The following is a 22,886-nucleotide window of genomic DNA, read 5'->3' as shown; positions in this document are numbered from 1 at the left end:
AATGCCTGCAGATTTGCATCTATTTTCGCATTCCCTCGGGAATCGACTTAAATACCTGCAGATTTGCATCTTTTTGGAGTTGGGAGTTTGGAAGCACTCTAGGCGCCTCTTTTTATGTGACATTCCACTTCGATTAGCCATTAAGCCACCTTTAGCCTTCGTAATACATAGTAACTTGAACACTCCTATGATCACGATCCCATTAGCTGTTTTTTTCTTTCGCACGCTTCGCGAGCTCAACTGGCTAAAGCCCTAAACAAAACAGGACAGCCCCGCACTACATAAGGACTGTCCTGTATATATCCATTTAATTAATATGATTAATTACGCGTGAAAATCCTGCCCCGCCCGAACTTCTTTCACGTACCCGGCACGGATCGTAAAATCGCCGAAATGCTCGCCTTCATGCCGTTCTTTTGCGTAACGGGCAAATAATTCCTGTAAGGAGTCCAAAATTTCGGTCTCCCCGATATTTTCCTTGTACAGCTTGTTCAGCCTTTCGCCCGCAAAGCCGCCGCCGAGATACATATTGTACTTTCCGGGCGCTTTGCCGATAAAAGAAAGCTCCGCCAGCGCCGGCCGTGCGCAGCCGTTCGGGCAGCCGGTCATCCGGATTACGATCTCTTCCTCGCGCAGGCCGTTCTCTTCCAGCAGCTTCTCCACTTTGTCCAGCAGAGTGGGCAAATACCGTTCGGACTCCGCCATCGCAAGGCCGCAGGTCGGCAGCGCCACGCAAGCCATCGAATTCCGCCGCAGTGAAGTGTAGCGCGCCCCATCCGTGAGACCGAATTTGCCGATCAGCTCTTCGAGCTTCTTTTTCTTGGCGCTGGTCACATTGGCAATGATCAAATTTTGATTGGCCGTCAGACGAAAATCCCCGGTATGCAGCTTCGCGATTTCACGCAGCCCCGTCATTAAAGGATAATCGGGATCGTCCTTGATCCGGCCGTTCTCGATAAACAGCGTGAAATGCCATTTGCCGCCGGAGCCTTTTACCCAGCCGTAACGGTCGCCGTGATTCTCGAAATAGTAAGCCTTCGCGGGCTCCAGCTCCCACCCCGTCCGCCGGGTCAGCTCCGCGATAAACCAGTCGATGCCGCGGTCGTCGATCGTGTATTTAAACCGGGCGTGTTTCCGGACCGAACGATCGCCGTAATCCCGCTGTATGGTCACGGTCTTCTCGGCGACTTCAATCACCTGCTCCGGCGTGCAGAAGCCGATGACCTGCGCGATTTGCGGGTAAGTCTTTACGTCGCCATGCGTCATGCCCATACCGCCGCCGACGGCGACATTGAAACCGGCCAGCTTGCCGTCTTCCACAATCGCAATAAAGCCCAGGTCCTGCGAAAAGACGTCCACGTCATTCGAAGGCGGGACAGCCAAGCCGATTTTGAATTTCCGCGGCAAATAAACCTTGCCGTAAATCGGCTCTTGTTCGACGCCGTCCGGACTTTCCGCCACCTTTTCCCCATCCAGCCAAATTTCATGGTACGCGCGGGTTTGCGGCTCCAAATGCTCGCTTAAACGGCATGCCCATTGATAGACTTCCGCATGAATTTCCGACTGGTGCGGATTCGGGTTACACATGACGTTCCGGTTCACGTCGCCGCAAGCCGCCAGCGTGGTCAGCATCGACTGATGCACTTCCTGAATCGTCTTCTTCATATTCCATTTTAAAACGCCGTGCAGCTGAAAAGACTGCCGCGTGGTCAACCGGATCGTTCCGTTGCCGTAGGCTTGCGAGATCCGGTCCATCATCAGCCATTGATCCGGCGTGACGACACCGCCCGGGGCGCGGACGCGCAGCATGAACTGATAAGCCGGCTCCAGTTTCTGCTTTTTCCGTTCATTCCGCAAGTCCCGGTCATCCTGCATATAGCTTCCGTGAAATTTCATCAAGCGGTTTTCGTCTTCGGGAATCGAAGCCGTAATGCGGTCTTCCAGGACTTCCGCCAATTTCCCCCTCAGGTAGTTGCTGCGGATTTTAATATCTTCCACGTCGCTGTGCGGGGCACTGTTTGGCGACATCAAATTATTTTCTGACATGCTCCAAGTCTCTCCTCTCGCGGGTCCTTAGGGAACTTGCTTCTTAATAAACATCCCGCTGGTAACGTTTTTGCTGCTGCATGCGGGTCAGATACTCCGAAGCCTCTTCAGGACTCAATCCGCCCTCGCGTTCCAAAATAGCCGTCAGTGCGGCATGCACGTCGTGGGCCATCTTCTTCTCGTCACCGCAAATGTAAACCGCGGCGCCGTCTTGAAGCCATGCATACAGCTCCCGGCTCTTCTCGAGCATCCGGTGCTGAACATACACCTTTTGCTCGCTATCGCGGGAAAAAGCGACATCCATCCGGGTCAGAACGCCCTCCTTCAACCAGCGCTGCCATTCCACCTGGTACAGAAAATCCGTGGAGAAACGTTGATCGCCGTAGAACAGCCAGGTTTTACCGGTAGCTCCCGTCTCCTCGCGTTCGCTCAGGAAGGCGCGGAAGGGAGCGACCCCGGTTCCCGGCCCGATCATGATAATCGGCGTCTCCGGATTCTCCGGCAGCTTGAAATTCGGGTTGTGCTGAATGAACACGGGGAGTGAATCGCCCGGCGCAAGACGCTCCGCCAGTTGAACCGAGCAAACTCCGTAACGGTTGCGGCCGTTCGCCTCATAGCGCACCGCCCGGACCGTGATATGCACTTCATCCGGCACGGCTTTCTGGCTGCTCGCGATGGAGTACAGCCGCGGGGGAATTTTCCGCAGCAGTCCGGTGAGCTCGGCCGCGGAGATCCCCTTCAAGCCGAAATCCCGGATCAAATCCAGCAAATCTCTATCTTGAAGATAAGCCTTCAATTTCTCGGCTTGTTCCGGTTCAATCAGTTCCTTCAATCCGGTGTTCCCGCTCAATTCGGCAATTTGCGTGACCAGCGGCTTCGTTAACACCGTGATTTCGTATTGGCGCAGCAGCGCTTCGCGAAGCGGCGCGGTCTCCCCCGTTTTGCCAAGCGTTACGATTTCGTCCGCCTTCCAGCCGGCCGCTTCGATCAGCTCATCCACGAGCTGGGGATGGTTTTGCGGATATACGCCCAGGCTGTCACCGGGTTCGTAACGGAGATTCGAACCTTCCAGCGAAATTTCCAAGTGGCGGGTCTCCCGCTCGGAACCGCGGCCGTTCAGGTTCAGGTTTTCCAGCACCTCGGCTTGGAAAGGACGGCTGCGCGAATACGCCGGTTCGGCATCGCTGACCGCGAGCGAAGGAGCGGAGCCGATGGCCGCACCCGTTTGCGGAGGCCCTACTTCTTGTGCGGCCGAGTCGGTCAACGCGGTAACGACCTGGCTCATCCAAGCCGAGGCCGGTTCTTCGAAATCGACATCGCAGTCGACGCGCGGCACGATCGCCTTGGCGCCCAATTCGGCCAACCGCTTATCAAAGTCTTTGCCGGTCTGGCAGAAGAATTCGTAAGACGTATCGCCCAAAGCCAGCACTGAGTAGCGGGTCCCTTCCAGTTGCGGCGCTCTCTTGCTGTGCAGAAACTCATAAAACGGGATGGCGCTGTCCGGCGGCTCCCCATCTCCATGCGTGCTCACGACGATGAACAGATTTTCGATCTTTTTTAACGTATTCGGTTTGAAATCGCCCATCGATGTCAGCTGCACCGAAAATCCGCGCTCTTGCAGCAGTTTAGCCAGCTTTTTGGCCAGTCCGTTGCTGTTTCCGGTTTGGGAGCCAAACAGGACCGTGACCTCCTTGGTGATCGCCTTGACGGGAACGGGTTGAGCCGACACCGCCGCTCCTCCCGCTTGTTGTATCCCTGTTCCGACTGGGACGGTCGCGGCACCGCCGTGCAATGCCGTAAGATATCCGCTAAGCCATAACCGCTGAAGCTCGCTCAGCGTAGGAAGCAATCGATTCAATAATTCCGCCTGCTCTTGATTAAAAGGGCTGTTTGTCACCTGCAGTTCCAATAGATCCACCTCACAAAAACTTCCGTAAATTCAATTCCTACTAATATGATCAGAATTATACTATCTTGAAATTATCACAGGTTGAAAGAATGGTCAATTCGAATGATCTTATAGGAACTATCAGGTTTGCTGATAAAGTGAAAAGCGGACAAATCCAAGTCATTTTGGATAACCGGATTATTTTGGTTTACATAATATTTTATATGTTACTTAAATTTAATACACGCACCAATTCTGGGCGAATGCATAGAATATTCCAAACTAAAAACTTGGAGTGTGACATTGTGAACGTAAACCCCATGCCCCACAAACATTTGGCCTGGCATGAAACGATGGAATTGCATGAACTGGTAGCCTTTCAATCGTCGCATCTGGTTCTCTTCAAAAAGCTATGTCCGACCATACAAGATCCTACCCTCCGTTGTCTTTACGAAGAGACAATCTGCGTCCTGGAGCAAAATCTGAAGGACCTGCTGAAGTTTTACCCTATGGCTCCAACCGCGCACCGCAGCCACTTCCCGGATCCTACGGCCTTTGAAGCGGCCAACCTGCTCGGGTTCTTCAAGACGGCCGTGCGTACCTACGCGATCGCCATTACGGAAACGGCAACCCCCAGCTTGCGCGAGACCTTTCTGAGGCATCTGAATACCGGCGTAGCCCTTCATGCCAAAGTGTTTAACTTCATGTACTCGAACGGCTACTATCCTTCCTACAACCTGGAGCACCTGCTCGCCAACGACATCCAAATGGCTTCCGCCGCTTTGAGAATGTAAACAAGGGAATAGAAAAAGAGCACGGCCGGACGTTTCCTTCTTCATCGGCGGTGCTCTTTTTATCGTTGGATGACGGGGCTCATCAACTTTCATTTCCATTGCAGCTTGTCAGTTTGTATGGTATTCCCTCTCCACAGGTAATAAATCACTATTAAATGAACCGTGGCTAATTTGTCGTTTGCAATCGTGAACCATATCTGTAATGTCATTAATCGTATGTATCCAATCGTTTACATATTTCTGCACCGCTTCTCCTCTTAATCCGAGTTGAATTGCTCTTCGATCCAGTTTGTTTCCGTAAATATCTCGATCGGGATCCCATTGGCATACCACATCAGACTCACTCAACATGGCTTTCCATTCGGCGGACGATCCATGAATCTTAGGTTTATATTTGGTTAATACCGCCTTGGATAAAATATAATCAAATCCTTCTCTGGAAAGGTCGATGGACAATATTCTTTCTTGGTCGTTTTTGCTTCCCCAGCCGGATCTATGCATCATCCATAAAAATGATGGCTTGATCCATGTCATTCTATCCAACTTAAAAGAAGGACCGAATGTTTTTTTATCCATGATTTCGTCCGCAATGAGATGATTAAACGCTTGGTAAACCGTTACATATCTGTCCGTATATTTTGCGTAAAAGCCCTTATAAGTTGGCACTCTCTTCAACCTTTCTGATTCCAGTATCTAAAACGCCTCAACGTCAAGGCGTGATTGACTGACTTTTCCTTCGCTTGATCCGTATCGCCTTGTTCAGATGGACAAAATTGTGCCGGGTGGCCGGCATTAGCACAAGGCCTGCCCAGGTCTTTTTCCCCCAAACGGGTATCCGGGGTAACCGCGGGGTAGCGTCGGAACTGTGCTTACGGCAAATTTTGCAGGAGGACATCTTCTAGAGTTTCAGATTCAGACTGGGATATGTTGGAGGAATGAAGCATGGCATGCTGATTTAAAAAAGTTCGACAGCCTTCTCATGCTCCGCAGCCTTTGTCAGAATCCCCGTTAATTGTTTGTGATTTTCGTTCCAGCGTTTTCTTTGATACAGATCCATACATCGTCCACGGCTCCTTTTACTCCATTCAATTCTATGAACTTGTCCGAATTCTTCTTTATGATCCTCCACAAATTTTTGAGGGGCTATATATTTCATCATAATGGCTTTTTTCCCAAGTGCAAACGATTCGCGGTATAAAAAGTAGGTGTTGTCACACCAAAATTTAATAAACAGCCCCGAGTGCGAATGCACCCGAGGCTGCTTGCGTGTTATTTCTGTTGTTTTGGTACCTCGATGAAACCGGAGTATTCCAACAAGCGAAGTACCATTACGGCCGTTTCGGCATGTGTTGCTTTAGCCCGGGGTTTTAATGGTTTACCCGCCAGACTTCCCGTCTACCCATCGTTGCGGAGCGAGAATGCCATGGCCGGCTGGGCCCCATGCGAGGTTTGTGAACTGCATATTTCTTTATATGCTTCCTTCCGATATCGGCGGTAGCAAGAGCGGAACCTCAGGGTTGTTTATAAACGATTCATGACCGGAGGATCCTTGATCCCGTCGAGCTGGGCATGAACCGGATGTACCATTTGTGCCAGGATGGTTCCCGTTAAGATGATGCATACCGCAAGTTTTGCCGCTTTCCTCATGTTTACCTCCCTTAGATGCATGCTGCCTAGTAACACTTGGCCAGTTTTTTTCCTAAACCGCGAGCTTTCCTGGCTTCCTCATCGTCTCCCCTTTCTTGGCTTATTCACAAATCTAATGGTAAAAGAAAATTCGTCTTCATTTTGTAGCGGGATTCACAAAATGAAAAATTTAAATCAAAACTACCCGTGTCTCGCGTCTAAAGGCGCTTGCTTTCACTACGTTCAAGCTACTATGCCGTTACCGCTTTTGCCTCCCTCTGAAGGGGCGCGATTATTACTAGCACCCCTTCACACAACCTTGATGACATAAAATTGCTGCATATCTGCATGCTTTTTTCCTGTTTGGACTCAAAATTTCTAAATACCTGCAAATGTGCAGGAATTTCCGACGAAACCGGCTCGTTTCTCTAAAATCGCTGGAAATTCCTGCAGATTTGCATCTTTTTTAGAATTCCCGCGGGGACCGGCCAGAAATACCTGCAGATTTGCATCTTTTTGGAGTTCGAAGCCTGGAAGCACACTAGGCGCCTCTTTGGATGTGACATATCACTAAATCATATCCACCCGTCCAACGGGTGGTTTGCTCTTGGGGTATAACCCCCTGTTGCCAAACTGCGCCTAAAGACGCTAGCCTGACCCCAAATCCGTTCAGGCTCAGTGTTTTTGTCACTTTCACTTACCAGTTAAACTGGTTTATTTCTTCTTGCTCCTGTTGCTGCTGAACGGATCTTCGTACTCTTTTACACTCAGCTTTTCTACCGCTTGGTCATGTGCTTCTTGTTCTCGAATGTACTTTCTTACCGTTGCTTCATTTAAACCCACCGTACTCACATAATATCCTTCTGCCCAGAATTTTCGATTTCCGTATTTATATTTGAGCTGGGCATGCTTCTCAAAGATCATTAGCGAACTTTTTCCTTTTAGATATCCCATGAATGATGAGACTGCAATCTTCGGTGGGATCGCTACCAACATGTGTACATGATCCGGCATCATATGACCTTCTATGATCTCTACACCTTTGTACTTACATAAGCGTTTGAAGATTTCAATCAGATCTTTTCTCACTTGATTATAATCTCTTTCCGTCTATACTTCGGGGTGAATACAATGTGGTATTTGCACATCCACTTTGTGTGAGCTAGGCTATAGCTCTTGGTTGCCATGGAAGACCATTCCTTTCCTTGAGCCTAAACATCTCAAGTTTATCGGAATGGTCTTAGTGGTCAAACCCTCAATCCTTCCACCCGCATAGCGGGTGGTTTTTTGTTTCGCACGTTTCACGCACTCAACTGGCTAAAGCCGCAACAAAAACGCTATCCCGTAAATCCGGGATAGCGGTAATGGTCGGTTTATTCGCTTTTCATTCGCCCAGCTGGGTTTTATAGGCGTCGAGCTGTTTTTGCAATTCCGCCAGCACTTTATCGTAGCCCGCCTGTTTGAGCTTGTCGCGGAATTCTTCCACCGCCTGGGCCGGATCCCCCGCCTTGCCGAGGACAATCGCCGGCCCCAGCTCGCCCGTCACCTGCGAGATCGCCGTCAACTCGGCTTCTACCGGCGTCTTGTCAAAGACGAATTGCCCGTACACATACGGCTTCTTAATTTTGTCGTATTCGGCATACAGCGTCTCTTCGATCTGATCCCAAGAGTTCGCGCTCGGAATTTCAAATTTGTCGACACGCCCACCCCAGAAGTCCGAATAGTACCCGTGCTCGGCATCCTTGAAGCCTTCCGGCTGAACGCGCTTGCCGTCCTTCACCTCGTACTGCACCCCTTCGATCCCGTAATTGATCAGATGGTAGATCTCCTCGTTATTGCGGATCAAATCGTAAGCCATAAGGGCGCGCTCCGGGTTTTTGCTATGGGCCCCGACGGATGTGCCGCCATGGGTAATCGACAGCTCCATCAAATTCGTACCGCGGGTGCGGGAGAACGGAAACATCTGCAGCTCGGATCCCGGTTGTAATTTATCCATTTCCACGCGCAGGCCCGAGAACGTTTGGGTATGATGCTGGTCCAAACCGGACAAGCCCGCCTTCAGGGCATCGCGGTTGTTGTTTTTGTTGTTCAGCGCATCTTCGCGCCAAAAGCCTTGATCCGCCCATTTCTTCATCATCGTTGCATATTTCACAAAAACGTCCTCAAACACGGGACTCGTGACCGTAAATTTCTCATCATAGGACTTTGCCGTAAAGACGGGCAGGAATCCGGTTGAAATCGGCAGCTCCAACTGATCGGTATACGACTGGATAAATCCGCCCCAGGTCTGCGTCCCCGAAGCCGCATCCCACGGGATCACACCGGGTTTATGATCTTTGATATATTGCAGATAAGTTTCGATGCCTTCCCAATCCTTGATCGGCTCCGTTAGGCCGGCCTCCTTCGCCCAGTCGCCGCGGTAAAAGAAGCCGTGGTTTACCCATTGCGTGTAGTCGTTTTCCGGGATCAGCACGATTTTGCCGTTGTATCGGCTCTCCTTCCAGTCTTCCTCGGGGATGGACTTCCACGTTTCCGGCGCGTACTTGGGCAGTAGTTCATCGAGGTTCATAAAAGCGCCGCGCTGCGCATTTCCCCAAGTGTCCAGCCAGTCGGTTCCGATCGTAATCAGATCGATGGGCTCGCCGGAGGCCAGCGCCAGATTATATTTGGTCTGCCAATCCGCCCATTCGATCCACTTCCATTCGAGCTCGGCATTGATTTTTTCCTTCATGAACTTGTTGACTTCCGCCAGCACCTTTTCGAACTGTCCGTTCTTCGGCTTATCGCCGAGCACCAAATAGCTGATCTTGACGAACTTCGAGGTGTCCGGACCGGAACCGGGCGCCGTTCCCGGGGTGGATTTCCCCGTCTCCTTGCCCTCGTTGCTTCCGCCGCATGCGGAGAGAATAAACACCATGACGGATACCAGCAACACAATCGAAGCTTTTCCCCATTTCGTCTTCATCGATCATGACCTCCCCTTTTCCTTCGTAATGAAATTCAGCCTTTTACCGCCCCAACCGTAATTCCTTTTATAAAATAACGCTGCACGAACGGGTAGAACAAAATGACAGGGCCCGTGGCAACGATGGCGGTCGCCATCTTCATAGACTCCAGCGGCACATCGCGCAGCTCCACATTGGAGGCCGCCGCCGAGTTCCGGACAAAGTCCGCGCTGGTGATCACGTTATAGAGAAACAACTGCAGCGGCCGGTATTTCATATCCGGCGACAGAAACAGCATCGAGTTGTACCATTCGTTCCAGTACCCCAGCGCGATGAACAAACCGATGGTCGCCAGCGCCGGCGTCGTCATCGGCAGAATAAGCTTGATGAAAATCGTGAAATCGCCGGCGCCGTCGATTTTGGCGGATTCGGTGATCGCGTGCGGGATGGAGCGGACGAAGCTTTTCATCATAATAATCAGAAACGGGCTGATCAGGCCGGGAAGCAAAACCGCCAGGTAGTTGTCCTTCAGATGCAGGTATTGCGTGACCAGCAGGTAGAACGGAACAAGGCCCCCCGTGAACAACGTCGTAAAATAGATAAAAAATGAAATTTTATTCCGGTACTCGAAATCCGGCCGCTGCAGCGCGTAACCGGTCATGGCAACGAGGAACAGTCCCACGGCGGTGCCGACCACCGTAATACCCATCGTCACCAGATAGGAGCCGATGATCAGATCCGGGTTCTCGAAGACGATTTTGTACGAAAACGCGCTGAATTCCCGAGGCCAAAAATTAAACCCGAACCGTTTGATCGCATCCTCGGAAGTAAACGAGGTGCCCAGCACGAGCAGGAATGGCAGTAGACAGCACAGAGAAAACAATCCGATAAATACGTAGCCGACGATTTTCACGAGGATTCCGCTGAAATCCGTTCGGACGCTTCGGGTTTCGATGAGGTCATCCATGCGTAACGCCTCCTAGAAGAGAGAATTGTCGGGCGAAAATTTCTTGACCAGCCAGTTGGCCGTAAGGACTACGGCAAATCCGAAGACCGACTGGTACAAACTGACCGCACTGCCGATCGAGAAGTTGAAGTTGGTCATCAGCGCGCGGAACACATAGGTTTCTATGATGTCCGTCGTCGCGTAAAGCGCGGTGTTATTGGCTCCGACCAGATTGAAAAAGAGCCCGAAGTTGCCTCTGAGAATCCCGCCCAAAGAGAACAGGAGCAGGATGATAAACGTCGGTTTAAGCCAGGGAAGCACGATGTAGCGGATTCGTTGAAAGGCGTTGGCCCCATCGATCTCCGAAGCTTCGATAATCTCGTTGTCCAATCCCATAATCGCGGCGAAATAAACGATGGAACCGTACCCCGTCGACTGCCACAAATAGGTCAGGATAATAATGAAAGGCCAGATGCCGGCGTTGGAGTAGGTTTTGACGGGCTCCATCCCGAGCGAAGTCAGAATCGAGTTCAGCAATCCGTAGTCATAGCTCAGCACATTGTAAGCGATCAGCCCGATCAGAACGGCCGAGATGAAGTGAGGCAGAAACATGAGCGTTTGCGATACCTTTTTGAACCACTTCAGACGAATTTCATTTAAAAAGACGGCGACGACGATTTGCAGCACATTGCCGAGCAGAATGAAGGCCAGGTTGTAAAGGACGGTATTTAATGTGAGTCTCCACAAATCGCCGGTCATGACCAGGAACTTGAAATTATCGAAACCGACGAACGGGCTCTTGAATATGCCGTCCGTGTAGTTGTACTTAATGAAAGCCAAATACAGGCCGGGCATCGGCAAATAAGCGAATACGATAAAGAACAGAATCGCGGGCAGACACATCAGCAGGAGCGTTTTGTTGTTCCAGAACCGTCTCCTCCGGCTGCCGGAATGCAAGTGCTGACGTTTGCGGCTCCGGGCTTGTGCAGCAGTCTCCATAGCGAACCTCCTTATACGGGTATAAAATCCAGCGCCTCCAGTCTTCCGGATGCCTGCGGATCAACCGCCTCCAGGTAGATCAGAAGCCGCGCTTCCTTCCGATCAAGCCATGGCCCCGGGAGGTAGAACGAATCCGAGCTACCCCCGGTCATCACCGGGCGGCCGGCGCCCCCCGGCAGCCAAAGGCGGCCGACGATCGTCTCGTTCAAGAACACGGTGAGCTTAAGCCCCGTGCCGGCCACATGCACCCTCCAGCCTTTACCGGCGGCGGAGTTCCCTACAACGCCATGCAGCCAGCCCACGGCGCCGGGATCCATGGCGATAGGCAGTTGGATCGGCTCCTGCAAATCTTGTGCGGCTTCCGTCCCGGCGCTGGCGAGAAGTTCCGGTTCCTCCCCCGCTCTTATCACGTAATCGGCCGCGGAGACTCCCTCATACAAGATGACCCGTCCCGCGGATTGGCCCATCATGCGTTGCAGACGGACGGTCAGATGCACCGTTTCGCCGGGGACCACATGAGGGGTAACGTCGACGAAGGGATCGCAGGGATGGATCAAACCGGCGTCGATGCCGTTCACAAACAGCCTGGCCTTCCCCCGCAAGTTTTGAAAGTGCAGAGTCCAGCGGTTGACATCCGCCGAGGTAGTTAAAGTTTTGCTGTAAATTTCATCCGGATACGGATCATCGGACAACCAGCCTCCGAACCCGACTACCGGGTGCCAAGCTTCCTCCGCCTGGAAGGCCGCCGCATCACCAGCGGAATGCTCGGCTGCCGGAGACATTCGCCAATTTGAGGTGATGTCGCGGATTCCCGTGACGGCGATGATACTTTCCAGGCCCTTCTTCGAATGGAGCCGGAGCCCCGGGAGGCGGATATCGTCGAAATTGGAGTGCCCCCAAATTTCCACCCTGACGCGGATCGGGAGCCCGCCTCGATCCGGTTCCGCTCTCGCATTCTCCAGGGGGGCATAGACGGTCCCTCCGCCGGGTGTGAAAGTTCCGGCATACCGGCCCGAGGCGTAAAGCGACAAAACATCCCCGGCTTTGCTTACAAGCACGCCCGCCGCTTCTTTCCCTTCCGGGATGGCGGCTTTGGCTTCATACCAGGCAAAACCGCGATAGACGCCGAGTCGTTCCAATGGTTCAAGCCTGCTGTCGTGCGTTTCGCCAACAGCTTGAGCTTGAACGGCCGGCTCACCTTGTTTTGCCAAAGATCTTTTCCAGCTCACGCCCGCACCTTTGTCATGAAGCCGTTCTTCACGGAAATCCGGTTCAGTAACGGTCAATTCCCCGTTTAGCGAGACACTTTCGGCATAAAGCGCTTTCAAACGGTCGCTGATGACGACCGTAAGCTGCCGCCCTCCCTTCAAGCGGAAGCGAATACAGGCCGTTTCGGCGCCGGTTCTTTGGATCATGAATCTGTCGTTCTCAAGGATCACCGCCGCCGCGTTTGCTTCAAACTCTACGACGTCGCAAAGATCCAGCGCAATCTCCCCGCCATCCGCCGCCTGATGGAAGGCCAAAACCGTCCCCCCGTCCTGCGGTTTCGCCCAATAAAGCTCGGCCGTTGCGTAAATCACTTTGCCGTCAACGCCCCAAAGCGAAAGGGGGACATCGACAGGCAAGATTAAGGACCCGCGCGAGGTGAGGGTCAACGTTCCCGCGGTCGGAATGCTTCGCCCGTCTTGGGCCCGCAGTGCGAAAGATCTGGCTTCCTCCGCTCCATTGGACAAGAAAAGCAGACTGCCGCCTCCTTTTAACCGAAGCCCGAACGGACCGAAGACTTCCCTCATATCCCCCTCTCCGCTCCAGAGCCGATGCGGACCTACCGCCGCTGCCGCCAGAGCTGGACCATAAGACTGAAGCAATCTGGCAAGCAGTCTGCCTTCGTAGCCTTCTCTCCGGATATGCCCTTCGGGAGAAATCATCCCCCCGAAATCATAATCCGAAGCCAGGAAGGCGAGCGGTCTGCCCCAGTTATTGGTGGCGTTCGTAAACCCGAAGTTCGTGCCCGATACTTGCAGGTACGGACCCAGCAGTTTCGCCCCGGCCGACAACAGCCTGCGGAGCAGATAATGGTTCCGGTTCGTCTCCGTCACCATTAACGGGAGCCCGAGGTCGGAAAGTGCCGCGCGGTAATGCAGCACCTTGGCCTCAAACTCGGGATCGCGATCATCGGGATAGAAATTGCAGGTCGGGATCACTCCCTGCGCCAGCCCCGTGGCCTGGACAATCCCCCCCTGTCCGGCGCAGGCGATCAGCGGAACTTTGATGCCATGAGCCACGGCCATATCGCGGAGCGCCGACATGTAGGCTTCGGGGTCGCCGCATCCGTAGAAATCAAGTTCGTTATCGAGTTGAACCAAGATGACGCTTCCGCCTTCCCCCGCCTGATGGCGGCGAAGGATCGGCAAGATGACGCCGTACCATTTGGCAACCTGCTCCAAAAAGCCGGGATCGTACTCCCTCAGCTTTATCTCCGGTTCCTTCGCCAGCAGGTAGGCCGGCAGAGCCCCTCCGTCCCATTCGGAACAAATATAGGGACCGGGTCTCGCAACGACCCATAGTCCGCATTCTGCGGCGATACGCAAAAACGCCTCCGCGTCGCGTATCCCGGTAAAGTCCCATTCTCCTTCCCGGGGTTCATGATAATTCCAGGGAAAATAAACGTCGATGCAGTTATACCCCATCGCCTTGAGCTGCAGCATTCGTTCCTTCCACAATTCCCGCGGAATCCGAAAATAGAAGAGCGAAGCACATAATAAAATGACGCTTTCGCCGTCGATATCGACGGATTCAGGGGTTAGGCGAACAACCGACTCTGCATGAACATGAGAACTCAATCAACATCACTCCTCACAAAGCGGAAATGAACAGACTGCGTAACTCTATATGAAACCCATTTCATGAAACCCGTTTCATATTGGCGTATTCATAAATAATGGACTGTTAATCATGACAGTAAGCAGCATGCGGCTATTCGAAAATGATAAAAATGAAACCTAAGAAGGTCGGTAAAACTTAATGAAATGGGTTTCATACCTCGGAGAAGTCAGGGATACCCTCGCAAACTGGACGACAAACCTGATTTGGAAGAAAATACTTGGAATTCTTGAATGAAGAATAAAAAGGATGACGTACGAATTGGTGCGAAGAGGAGTATGATTAGTAGATAAATGTAAGGGTTTTCATCGATATTTTAGCTTAGCCCATCACGGTTGTCAATCCTGGAATTTGTTCGTAAACGCCCCCGTCCGAAAGTTCAATGTGGCGCGGGGGCGCCCGTAGATTCCCGGATGACCAGTTCGGGCTTGATCAGGGTGGTTTTGGGCACCTTGCTTTTGGTAATCATCTTATGCAGAATTTCCGCCGCCGTGCGTCCAAGATCATGAGCCCGCAGCGATACGGTCGTTAATTCCGGGATACTGTACGACGCAAACGGGATGTCGTCGTATCCGATAATCGACATGTCCTGCGGCACCTTCAAACCGGCTTTGACGGCGGCTTTAAGGACTCCGATCGCCACCAAATCGTTCAAGCAAAACACGGCGGTCGGGCGATCCGGAAGCCGGAGCAGCCGGTCCATAAATGCGGTTCCGCTGTCTACCGAAAATCCGTCGTGGAGCAGCCACTCCTTTCGAACCTCCAGCCCGTACCGCTCCATCGTTTTGGTAAACCCCGCCGTGCGCTGCACCGTGTTGCTCATGTGCCGATATCCGCCGACAAGGGCGATTTTGCGGTGGCCGAGCTCAATCAGATGCGTGGTCGCCAGCTCGGCACCAAACCGCTCATCGCTTGCGACGGCGGGAAGGCCCGCCCCGGGGATTCGGCCGTTGATCAGCAGAACAGGGAGCCTCTTCCCCACATCGACCACTTCTTCGACCAGTTCTTTGCCCGGCTTGGCCAGATCAATTCGGCCCCCCAGCATAACGATGCCGTCCACTTGCTTCTCCGCCAGCACGTTTAGGTACTGCGACTCCCTGACATACTGCTCGGCATCGTCCGCGTTGGCCGACACCGTGTCGCAGAGGAAGTACGTATATCCTTTTTTCCTCGCTTCCTGGTCGAACCCCGACAACACCTCCGGGAAAAAAGGATTCGTAATGTCCGGCAGAATAATGCCGATCATGCCCGTTTCTTTTTTGATCAGACTTCTGGCGAGTGCGTTGGGCTGAAACTGATATTTGTCGATCAATTCCTTGACGCGCTCCCGGGTCTCCTTTTTGACGGGCGCGGTGTTATTCAGCACCCGGGAAACGGTTGCGACGGAGACATTGGCTTCTTTCGCGATGTCATAGACTGTAACCGATTTCATAGTTTCACCTGCTTCATTTTAGTTGCAGATCACACCCAGTATATCAAAATTCCCAACCTATGGAAACGACCTCGCGGAAACGCGACAAGACGCGGGCCGCAAAGGGTTCCCTTCGCAGCCCGCGCCCCATTTCATTCACATCAAGAATCTAGCCATACCCTCCATTGTCTCTCAATACCCCAGCAAGCTCTTCGTGCCCTGCGATTTGAAGGGGTCTATATGGATTCCTCGCTCTCGCTGTATGTCAACTGTCAACTTGCCGGCGTATGGAAATACGGCTACTCCACGTTTGAACTGGACATCACCCCCTATATTCAAAAAGGTCCTAACGGAATCCAGGTCCGGGTCGTCCATCAGTCGCCCAACTCGCGCTGTAGCGTATCCAAGGCTCGCAAGTGCTTACCTTTATTTTTTGCCGAGAAGTCAGTTTGACCTGAAATGGTTTCGTTTTGTTCCTTGCTAAGCGGAAGTAAGATAGGTATGGCCTCGTCATGGGGGGCTGGGGCTGTTTTATCCTTACCTCCTCCCTCCCACTTGCAAATAAGCTATTTTGCTTATATATTAAGTGATATAACTTATATTATGTGAGGAGTGAAACTGAATGAGAATAGATCATATCGCCATTTGGTGCGAGGACTTGGAGAAAATGAAGGACTTTTACCTTACCTATTTCAACGGACGTGCCAACGAGAAATACGTGAATCCCCGTACCTCCTTTTCGTCCTACTTTATTTCTTACGACGACGGCTGCCGTTTGGAATTGATGCAAAGACCCGACGTGAAGGATCCGCATCAGAACACCGTGGATTTTCAGGCTCTGGGCTTTATCCATATGGCCGTCTCGGTCGGCGGCGTGGAGCAGGTTGACGCATTGACCGCGCGTTTGAAAAATGACGGATACGCCGTGATCGGCGAGCCCCGGTGGACCGGGGACGGGTGCTATGAAAGCGTCGTGCTGGATCCCGAGAACAATCGGGTCGAAATTACAAGCTGACCTTTAAATTAGAGGCCTAACAAGGAGCGATACCGATGGACCAGGAAACCCGATTGTCCCTCATTGAAGACATGACCAAAACGATGGCATTAGTGACCGTGCAAAATATCTGCGACACGTTTCAAGTATCGAGGGACACGGCAAGACGTGATCTGGTCAAGCTGGAGCAGCAAGGCCGGATCACCAGAACCCGAGGGGGCGCCGTCTCTTCCACGATTCAAACTTATGCGCAGCGGAAGGAAGAAAGCGGAGACCTTAAACGGAAATTGGCGAAAGCGGCCTCCTCTCTGCCGAAAGACGGGGATCTGCTGTTCATGGATTCGTCCACTTCGGTAGCTTGTATGGCCGAATTTATCGTTGACCGGGTCTTGACGATCGTGACCCATTCCCTCCATATCGCTCAAGCCTTCAGCCATTCACCGAAGGTGGAACTGATCCTTCTGGGGGGACGACTCCATTCGCGGGATCAGTATGTATACGGATCGGCTGCGCTTGACGCCTTGGAACAATATCGGGCGGATTGGTTTTTTACCGGGGCGTGCGGGATCGATGAAGGAGAAATTACCGGGGTCCATTTGGAGGATGCGCTGATCAAGCAGAAAATGATCGCCAGAGCGCGAAACGTGGTCATGCTGGCGGATCATTCGAAAATGAACGTGAATTTCCCCTTTCGAATCGGGCGGCTTGAAGAGGTCGACATTCTTTTTACGGATCGGGATCTGCCTATGGATGCTGCAGACCCCACATCAAAACCAAAGGAGATTTGCATAGTTTCATAAATTCCGGCGCTAAACTGATCCATCTGGATACGCCCGATTTCCAGGCACCGGACTTCTATCTCAAGCAAGGGTATGAGGACTTTGGCCTGCTTGAGGACATACCTCTACCCGGCAATGTTGGGTACAGAACAAAATTAGCGAACCCACAAACACGAATTCAGATTCCTGCCGTTCCAAGCCGAACACCTTATCTTTCCTCGGGAGACCCTACTAACATGGGTGCTAACCTTGCCAGCCTATATTAGACTTATTCGCCGATTTTAGCGGCAGCGTGGGAAACGGGGGCTGGTACCCGCTGCTTCTCTTGCCTCCCATCGAATAACGGCCTTTTGGGCCGTTATTTTGGCCCGATTTGCATTTTCGGGAATAATAGCGGCCAAAAAGGGCCTTATTTCACGGATGCGGGTTCAAAAATCAGGTTATAGCCCGCTTTTCCTTAAAATAAGGCCCCAAAAGACCGCTATTTCTCACCGAAGGGACGAATTCGACAAAATAAGGCCGCAAATGGCACTTATCCACCCGCCCGGCTTCAAAGAGAGGCGATTACAGCCATTAGATCCTTCGGGCTAATGCAACGCTAGTGCCACACGACAGGAAATAAGGCCTTTTGACCGCTATTATCCCTGAATGGGTGAATGAACCGAAATAACAGCCCAAAAGGCCGCTATTGCTGCGGGTGGCTGAAATTGCGGGGCGCCGAATTCCGACTAACGCGCATATAGCCGATGGTGATGGAGCATCAGGCGTATTCTGCAATTTTTAAATATTTGAATTTGAAATTCTGTAATCAAAATCAAGAAATTGAGATTTGACCTTGCCGCTGCGTCATGCTTTATAGTGAGTCTGACAGAAGACGATTGGTAAGGTGGGCGATATCCAATGAATATCATCATAGAGAACACGATTGAACAATATGAAATGCTGTTCTCCTTGCAGGGAGAACGGGAAGACTACTTTCGCTATACCATGATGAAGCCTTTCGAGCGGATGTGGAGTGCGATAAACATTCCTTTGCTGGCCAAGCAGCCGCAGGGTTACGATGTGATGATGGCCTCCCGTATGCTCGGTTACCTTGATGTAAATGAAACCGAAACCGGAGTTGCCGCCTTGCGGACATTGAAGGAGATACAGGCGCTGCAAACGGCGGCTCGTGCTTTAAATGATTGCGGAGCATTTATTCGCCAGCACGATCTGAAGATTAGTGCCGACGATTTAAAATTCGGGCTGTATATTGCCGATCCCTTAACACTTGAGTTGCAAAAAGGCTACTGCGGCTTTGGCGGAATACCGGGGTTCATTCATATAGCCGTCTATCCGAATGAGTACAATATCCCGAGGTTGCCGGCGGTCATCGCCCACGAGTTTCATCATAATCTTCGGTTCTCCTATTTTGACTGGGATCACGGAAATGTCACGGTGGGCGATTATTTAATTATTGAGGGGCTGGCCGAATCTTTCGCCAAAGAATTGTATGGAGCGGACCACTTAGGGCCCTGGGTGACTTCTTTTGATGAAGAAGACTTGGCATATTCGATTGAAGTGGTGAAAGGGGCCCTGGATATAAAGGGGTTTGCCGAGGTAAGCAGCTATATGTTCGGTGACCGTCTGGCCAAAGAACAAGGATACGCGCCGGTAGGCTTATCGCCGTTCGCCGGATATGCGGTAGGTTATCGTGCGGTCCAGTCCTTTATGCGGCTAAATCAGGTTGGCATAGCGGAAGCCTCGTTGCTTGACACAGACAAGATTATAAAAAACTGTGGTATTTTCTAACTTAATAGACAGTCAGGGACCGCTACCAAGAGGGCCTAGCGCACTTCCAACTCTTCCACTCGAAAAAGATGCAAATCTGCAGGTATTTAGGCCGATTCTCGAGGGAATTCAAAAAAAGTTGCAAATCTGCAGGCATTTCTGGTGATTTTAGAGATACGAGGCGGCTTCCTCCAGAGCGAGATGAACCGCCTCCTCCCCATTCGACGCCTCGCCGACCCCCTCAAGCTGTCCGGTGCTATGAATTAAATTCCGAACCCCGCTGCGAAAAAGCGGGTGGTCATCCGCCAAAAAAATCCTCATGAAATCTCCTTTCTAAGTACGGCAATATGACTTTAATGCTTGTACTGCCCTGTTCCGACCAACATTCACGCTTTTCTCCTCCAGGGCACAGCAATTAATTTAATTGAAACCGATATGTACGTTTTGATATTTTTTGCGAACTTGGTCTGAACCAAAAAAAGGAGAACCCGCCGCGTGTTCACGGCGACGACGGTTCTCCTTACCCGATCAATCAATATTACACCTGTACCGGCTTAAATTCTATCCAATCGATTTGAATGCCGGGTTTGATGAACTCGAGAGTCATCTCGTAAACTCCGGCTTCCAACTGGACTTTCACCAGTTTCTGTCTCACCCAGTTCCCTTCCGTCCCGTTCGTTTGTACGGTCGTCATCAGCTCGCCGTTCAGCAGGACATTGCAGGCGCTCTGTGCCAAATTGGATTCCGGCGACATCACGTTCACGATAATCCGGTATTCGCCGGTTTGCTCCGCCCGGAATACTGTCGAACCGGCCGCCGCGGGCTTGACCTGCGTATTTTGAGCCAACGATTGTGCCCCTTCGCCGGTAAGCGATGGATTGGCTTTGAAGGCATGGACGGTTTCCACGATCTCTTGCTTCCGGAAGAAGACCGGCGCCTGCATCAGGAACTCGCAAATATTGATGGCACAGCGCTGCAGTTCCCCCCGGGTAAGCGTTCCGTTCTCCAAGGATTCGATCGTATTGTCGTCCCAAGCGTTGATTTCGGCGCCATAATTGCTGACCACCATATACAGATCGTTTTGTGCCCGAACCATCCAGTTAGTGTACTTCCGATCGGCCGGTCCGCCGTTTACCGTGTCATTCATTATGGCCCACCAATCCGTCATCACGATGCCTTTGAAGCCCCATTCCTTACGCAAAATGGTGGTGTTCAAATCGTAGTTCGACGCCGACCAATGCCCGTTGACCGGGTTGTAAGCGGTCATGACGGAGTTGGCGCCGCCCTGTTTTACCGCGATTTCAAAACCTTTCAGGTAGATCTCGCGAAGCGCCCGTTCGGACACGACCGCATCCACTTTGCTGCGGTGCTTCTCCTGGTTGTTGCAGGCAAAATGCTTCAGCGTAGCGTTCGAGCCGCCCTTCTTGATCCCCCGCGTGCAGGCGGTGGCAAACAGCCCGGTGACCAGCGGGTCCTCGGAGAAATACTCGAAATTCCGCCCGTTCAGCGGACTGCGCCGGATATTCAGCCCCGGCCCGAGCAGCGTATCAATGTCGTTGCTGACCAGTTCCTGGCCTTCCATAACATACAGCTCTTCCACCAGGTCCACGTCCCACGTCGCGGCCAGCAAAGTTCCAATCGAGACCTGGGTGGCTTTCAAACCGCTGTCCATCCGGATGCCGGACGGGCCATCGGCCGTACAACCTACCGGAATGCCGTAGTTAAACAAAGCGTCGCTTACGCCGCCGAAGGCGGAAGCGGTGCCCGGGGTCACCAGCGGGCTGCTCATCCCCTCGCCTCTTACAATCGTGGCCAAATCATGATCCGAGAGCTGGGCGATAAACGCTTCCATGCTGACCTTACCGTCATACACATCCCTTAATTTGTAACCGCGGTTCCCGGTTTGCTCAAGCGTTTTGGGCAGGTTGTTTTGAATGCGGTCCGCCAAAGAAATTTTTCGTTTCGGCACCTCTTCATAAACGAGTTCGTAAGAACCGTCCGCCTTTCTGACACCCGGCTTCATGCGCCGGTAGCTCTCGGTAGGGGCCAGAGCTTCTTCCAACTGCTCCACGACTTGAAGCCGGTCTAGCGTGTAACCCTGCTGACCGTCCACAGAAACAGGGGACAGCTTCTTGACGCTGTTTCCGGTATAGATGACATAAGTTCCTTCCTCAAGGACATACGCGGAAGGATGTCCTGTCACACCGCCGTCATCATAAGAAGCCATGGTGCTGACCGGAAAACCGAGGGTCAGCCGCTGCGATTCACCCGGCTGCAGCAGTTTGGTTTTCCCGAACGCGACCAGCACGCGAGCCGGCTTGCCAAGCTTGCCCTGCGGGGCCTCCGCATAAACTTGGACGACCTCTTTCCCCGCATAAACCGTTCCTGTATTTTTTACCGTTACCCCGATTTCAAGGAAGGTCTCGCCTTCCCGCTCAACCCGCTTCGCCGCTTCCGGTTCGATTTGAAATTCCGTGTACGACAAACCATAGCCGAACTCAAACTGAACGCGGTCCGGGCAGAAGGTTTCAAAATACCGGTAACCTACGTAAATGTCCTCTTCGTACAGATTTTTAAATTCATTGCCGTAATTGCGGGTGGACGGGTAATCGTCGATGGAATAGGCGATCGTATCGGTCAGCTTCCCGCTGGGGGTCACCTCGCCCACAAGCACGTCCGCAATTGCGTTGCCCCCTTCCATCCCGCCATGCCAAGCGTAAATGACGGAAGAAATCGGGTTGACATAGTCCGAGTCGTCAAGCCAGCTCATGTCGATGATATTCGATACGTTCAATACTACGACAGTCTTCTCAAAATGAGCGGTAACCGCCTTCAGCATTTCTTTTTCCTGCGCCGTCAATTGATAGCTTCCCGGTTCGTTGGCGTTATCCTGATCCTCCCCGGCGGTCCGTCCGATGACAATAATGGCCTTGTCCGATTTCCGTCTGGCTCCGGCAACGAGTTCGTCGGTCAAAGGCATTTCCTTCTGAAACCAAGGTTCCGCCGCCCAACCCCCGCCGCCGTTATCGAACGGGTTTTCTTCAATCCATTTCTCATAGACCGCGGCCAGCTCCTCATTGACGGAAATGTCCTTCTTGCCGCGCAGGCCGTCCAATAGATTGGTCGTGTAAGGCACATTCACACTGCCGCCCGATCCCGTACCGCTGCGATAGTAATTCACTTGAATTCTCCCAAAAATCGAAACGCTTTCGCCCTTTTGAACCGGAAGAACTTGATCGTCATTTTTCAAAAGCACCGCGCCGTCCGCGGCTACCTTCCTGCTGAATTCCGCAAAGCCCTTTAATGTAATGCCCAGTTTCTCTGTGTTCAACTTATTCCCTCCACATCTAGTTATCTGCTCTGTTTTCGGACTACCTATCCCTATGTATTTCCCCGGGACCAGCCCTTTTTTTATCTATAACCTCTCTCCATTATTCTCAATATTGAAAACATTTTCAAGAGGGAAATCGTTTTCTGATCGAATTTTACATACATAATATGTTATATTATCCGAATAAAACTAGATTACATCCAGTAAAATGCAAATTTGGCCGTCCCTGGTGGGGCGGCCTGCCGTTATGGACTTCAAAGTTGGAGCGGTCGGATTAAGAGCGGTTATTCTTACCCGCAGACTTGTCGTTCCTGTCCCTGACTTGATCGGAAGGGTAGGTCGTGATGTCATCCTGCTCGGGCATAAACCCGGTTTTCGTATGCGGGCTTGTGTCCTCGTAAATTGTGTTGGGGTCTCCGTCGGTTTCGTCGGTCGTCGGATTATACGGCATGATCAGCAACCTCCTTATGTTAA

17 protein-coding genes and 2 pseudogenes are annotated in these 22,886 nt (G+C 52.1%); 5 read left to right on the top strand and 14 right to left on the bottom strand.

Annotated elements, in window-relative coordinates; all coding sequences use genetic code 11:
- Positions 1-324 precede the first annotated feature (324 nt).
- Entirely contained in the window at positions 325-2,046 is a 1,722-nt protein-coding gene (cysI, locus tag FRY98_RS25460) for an assimilatory sulfite reductase (NADPH) hemoprotein subunit (protein ID WP_148457505.1), read from the bottom strand.
- A gap of 43 nt (positions 2,047-2,089) precedes the next feature.
- Positions 2,090-3,955, bottom strand: coding sequence for an assimilatory sulfite reductase (NADPH) flavoprotein subunit (locus FRY98_RS25455; RefSeq protein ID WP_148457967.1), 1,866 nt, complete (start codon positions 3,953-3,955; stop codon positions 2,090-2,092).
- A gap of 299 nt (positions 3,956-4,254) precedes the next feature.
- Between FRY98_RS25455 and FRY98_RS25450 the strand changes: the two genes are divergently transcribed.
- Positions 4,255-4,728, top strand: coding sequence for a spore coat protein (locus tag FRY98_RS25450; protein WP_148457966.1), 474 nt, complete (start codon positions 4,255-4,257; stop codon positions 4,726-4,728).
- A gap of 108 nt (positions 4,729-4,836) precedes the next feature.
- On the opposite strand, the gene FRY98_RS25445 is transcribed toward FRY98_RS25450, so the two are convergent.
- The 9 genes and pseudogenes from FRY98_RS25445 to FRY98_RS25410 form a co-directional block, all read right to left on the bottom strand.
- On the bottom strand, positions 4,837-5,394 hold the full coding sequence (locus tag FRY98_RS25445; protein ID WP_225040228.1) for a DUF4291 domain-containing protein: 558 nt from the start codon (positions 5,392-5,394) through the stop codon (positions 4,837-4,839).
- A 289-nt stretch (positions 5,395-5,683) separates the two neighbouring features.
- On the bottom strand, positions 5,684-5,887 hold the full coding sequence (locus FRY98_RS29125) for a hypothetical protein (protein WP_225040227.1): 204 nt from the start codon (positions 5,885-5,887) through the stop codon (positions 5,684-5,686).
- Between the two features lie 362 nt (positions 5,888-6,249).
- The gene (locus tag FRY98_RS29245; RefSeq protein ID WP_263639254.1) at positions 6,250-6,375 is read right to left on the bottom strand and encodes a hypothetical protein; all 126 of its coding nucleotides are present in this window, start codon (positions 6,373-6,375) and stop codon (positions 6,250-6,252) included.
- A 693-nt stretch (positions 6,376-7,068) separates the two neighbouring features.
- Positions 7,069-7,541 (bottom strand): annotated as a pseudogene (gene tnpA / locus FRY98_RS25435) (IS200/IS605 family transposase).
- Between the two features lie 197 nt (positions 7,542-7,738).
- Positions 7,739-9,319 carry an extracellular solute-binding protein gene (locus FRY98_RS25430; RefSeq protein ID WP_148457501.1) on the bottom strand — a complete coding sequence of 527 codons (1,581 nt, stop codon included), beginning with the start codon at positions 9,317-9,319 and terminating at the stop codon, positions 7,739-7,741.
- A 35-nt stretch (positions 9,320-9,354) separates the two neighbouring features.
- Positions 9,355-10,266 (bottom strand): carbohydrate ABC transporter permease, encoded by a 912-nt coding sequence (locus FRY98_RS25425; RefSeq protein ID WP_148457498.1) that lies wholly within the window; start codon positions 10,264-10,266, stop codon positions 9,355-9,357.
- 12 nt (positions 10,267-10,278) lie between these two features.
- Positions 10,279-11,148: an ABC transporter permease gene (locus tag FRY98_RS25420; protein ID WP_148457965.1), complete on the bottom strand. Its 870-nt coding sequence runs from the start codon at positions 11,146-11,148 to the stop codon at positions 10,279-10,281.
- 107 nt (positions 11,149-11,255) lie between these two features.
- Entirely contained in the window at positions 11,256-14,087 is a 2,832-nt protein-coding gene (locus tag FRY98_RS25415) for a beta-galactosidase (RefSeq protein ID WP_148457496.1), read from the bottom strand.
- Between the two features lie 419 nt (positions 14,088-14,506).
- Entirely contained in the window at positions 14,507-15,559 is a 1,053-nt protein-coding gene (locus tag FRY98_RS25410) for a LacI family DNA-binding transcriptional regulator (RefSeq protein WP_148457494.1), read from the bottom strand.
- Between the two features lie 180 nt (positions 15,560-15,739).
- Here FRY98_RS25410 and FRY98_RS29560 point away from each other — a divergent pair.
- From FRY98_RS29560 to FRY98_RS25385, 4 genes and pseudogenes are all read left to right on the top strand, one after another.
- Positions 15,740-15,931, top strand: a pseudogene (locus tag FRY98_RS29560) (sugar-binding domain-containing protein); the annotation flags it as partial.
- A gap of 229 nt (positions 15,932-16,160) precedes the next feature.
- Complete coding sequence (locus FRY98_RS25400; protein WP_148457489.1) at positions 16,161-16,553, top strand: VOC family protein; 393 nt, start codon at positions 16,161-16,163, stop codon at positions 16,551-16,553.
- A gap of 35 nt (positions 16,554-16,588) precedes the next feature.
- Positions 16,589-17,332 carry a DeoR/GlpR family DNA-binding transcription regulator gene (locus FRY98_RS25395; protein ID WP_148457487.1) on the top strand — a complete coding sequence of 248 codons (744 nt, stop codon included), beginning with the start codon at positions 16,589-16,591 and terminating at the stop codon, positions 17,330-17,332.
- Between the two features lie 879 nt (positions 17,333-18,211).
- Positions 18,212-19,102 carry a DUF2268 domain-containing putative Zn-dependent protease gene (locus FRY98_RS25385; RefSeq protein ID WP_148457485.1) on the top strand — a complete coding sequence of 297 codons (891 nt, stop codon included), beginning with the start codon at positions 18,212-18,214 and terminating at the stop codon, positions 19,100-19,102.
- Between the two features lie 147 nt (positions 19,103-19,249).
- Here the strand turns inward: FRY98_RS25385 and FRY98_RS25380 are convergent, their stop codons facing one another.
- The 3 genes from FRY98_RS25380 to FRY98_RS28615 all read right to left on the bottom strand — a co-directional run bounded on the left by FRY98_RS25380 (position 19,250) and on the right by FRY98_RS28615 (position 22,863).
- Complete coding sequence (locus FRY98_RS25380; RefSeq protein WP_148457483.1) at positions 19,250-19,402, bottom strand: response regulator; 153 nt, start codon at positions 19,400-19,402, stop codon at positions 19,250-19,252.
- 217 nt (positions 19,403-19,619) lie between these two features.
- A complete protein-coding gene (locus FRY98_RS25375; protein ID WP_148457481.1) occupies positions 19,620-22,412 on the bottom strand; it encodes a glycoside hydrolase family 3 C-terminal domain-containing protein in 2,793 nt (930 codons plus the stop codon).
- 274 nt (positions 22,413-22,686) lie between these two features.
- Positions 22,687-22,863 (bottom strand): hypothetical protein, encoded by a 177-nt coding sequence (locus FRY98_RS28615; RefSeq protein ID WP_170287188.1) that lies wholly within the window; start codon positions 22,861-22,863, stop codon positions 22,687-22,689.
- Positions 22,864-22,886: the final 23 nt, after the last annotated feature.

The sequence above is a fragment of the Paenibacillus faecis genome (assembly GCF_008084145.1).
GTDB classification, from domain to species: Bacteria; Bacillota; Bacilli; order Paenibacillales; family Paenibacillaceae; genus Fontibacillus; species Fontibacillus faecis.
Note: the sequence above shows the minus strand (reverse complement) of the source record. Positions and strands in the feature narration are given on the sequence as shown.

Bases quoted from the DNA above. Each gene is read 5' to 3' on its own strand.
- cysI (WP_148457505.1), bottom strand. From the start codon at position 2,046: ATGTCAGAAAATAATTTGATGTCGCCAAACAGTGCCCCGCACAGCGAC.
- FRY98_RS25450 (WP_148457966.1), top strand. From the start codon at position 4,255: ATGCCCCACAAACATTTGGCCTGGCATGAAACGATGGAATTGCATGAA.
- FRY98_RS29125 (WP_225040227.1), bottom strand. From the start codon at position 5,887: ATGATGAAATATATAGCCCCTCAAAAATTTGTGGAGGATCATAAAGAA.
- FRY98_RS29245 (WP_263639254.1), bottom strand. From the start codon at position 6,375: ATGAGGAAAGCGGCAAAACTTGCGGTATGCATCATCTTAACGGGAACC.
- FRY98_RS25430 (WP_148457501.1), bottom strand. From the start codon at position 9,319: ATGAAGACGAAATGGGGAAAAGCTTCGATTGTGTTGCTGGTATCCGTC.
- FRY98_RS25425 (WP_148457498.1), bottom strand. From the start codon at position 10,266: ATGGATGACCTCATCGAAACCCGAAGCGTCCGAACGGATTTCAGCGGA.
- FRY98_RS25420 (WP_148457965.1), bottom strand. From the start codon at position 11,148: ATGTGTCTGCCCGCGATTCTGTTCTTTATCGTATTCGCTTATTTGCCG.
- FRY98_RS25410 (WP_148457494.1), bottom strand. From the start codon at position 15,559: ATGAAATCGGTTACAGTCTATGACATCGCGAAAGAAGCCAATGTCTCC.
- FRY98_RS25400 (WP_148457489.1), top strand. From the start codon at position 16,161: ATGAGAATAGATCATATCGCCATTTGGTGCGAGGACTTGGAGAAAATG.
- FRY98_RS25395 (WP_148457487.1), top strand. From the start codon at position 16,589: ATGGACCAGGAAACCCGATTGTCCCTCATTGAAGACATGACCAAAACG.
- FRY98_RS25385 (WP_148457485.1), top strand. From the start codon at position 18,212: ATGAATATCATCATAGAGAACACGATTGAACAATATGAAATGCTGTTC.
- FRY98_RS25380 (WP_148457483.1), bottom strand. From the start codon at position 19,402: ATGAGGATTTTTTTGGCGGATGACCACCCGCTTTTTCGCAGCGGGGTT.
- FRY98_RS28615 (WP_170287188.1), bottom strand. From the start codon at position 22,863: ATGCCGTATAATCCGACGACCGACGAAACCGACGGAGACCCCAACACA.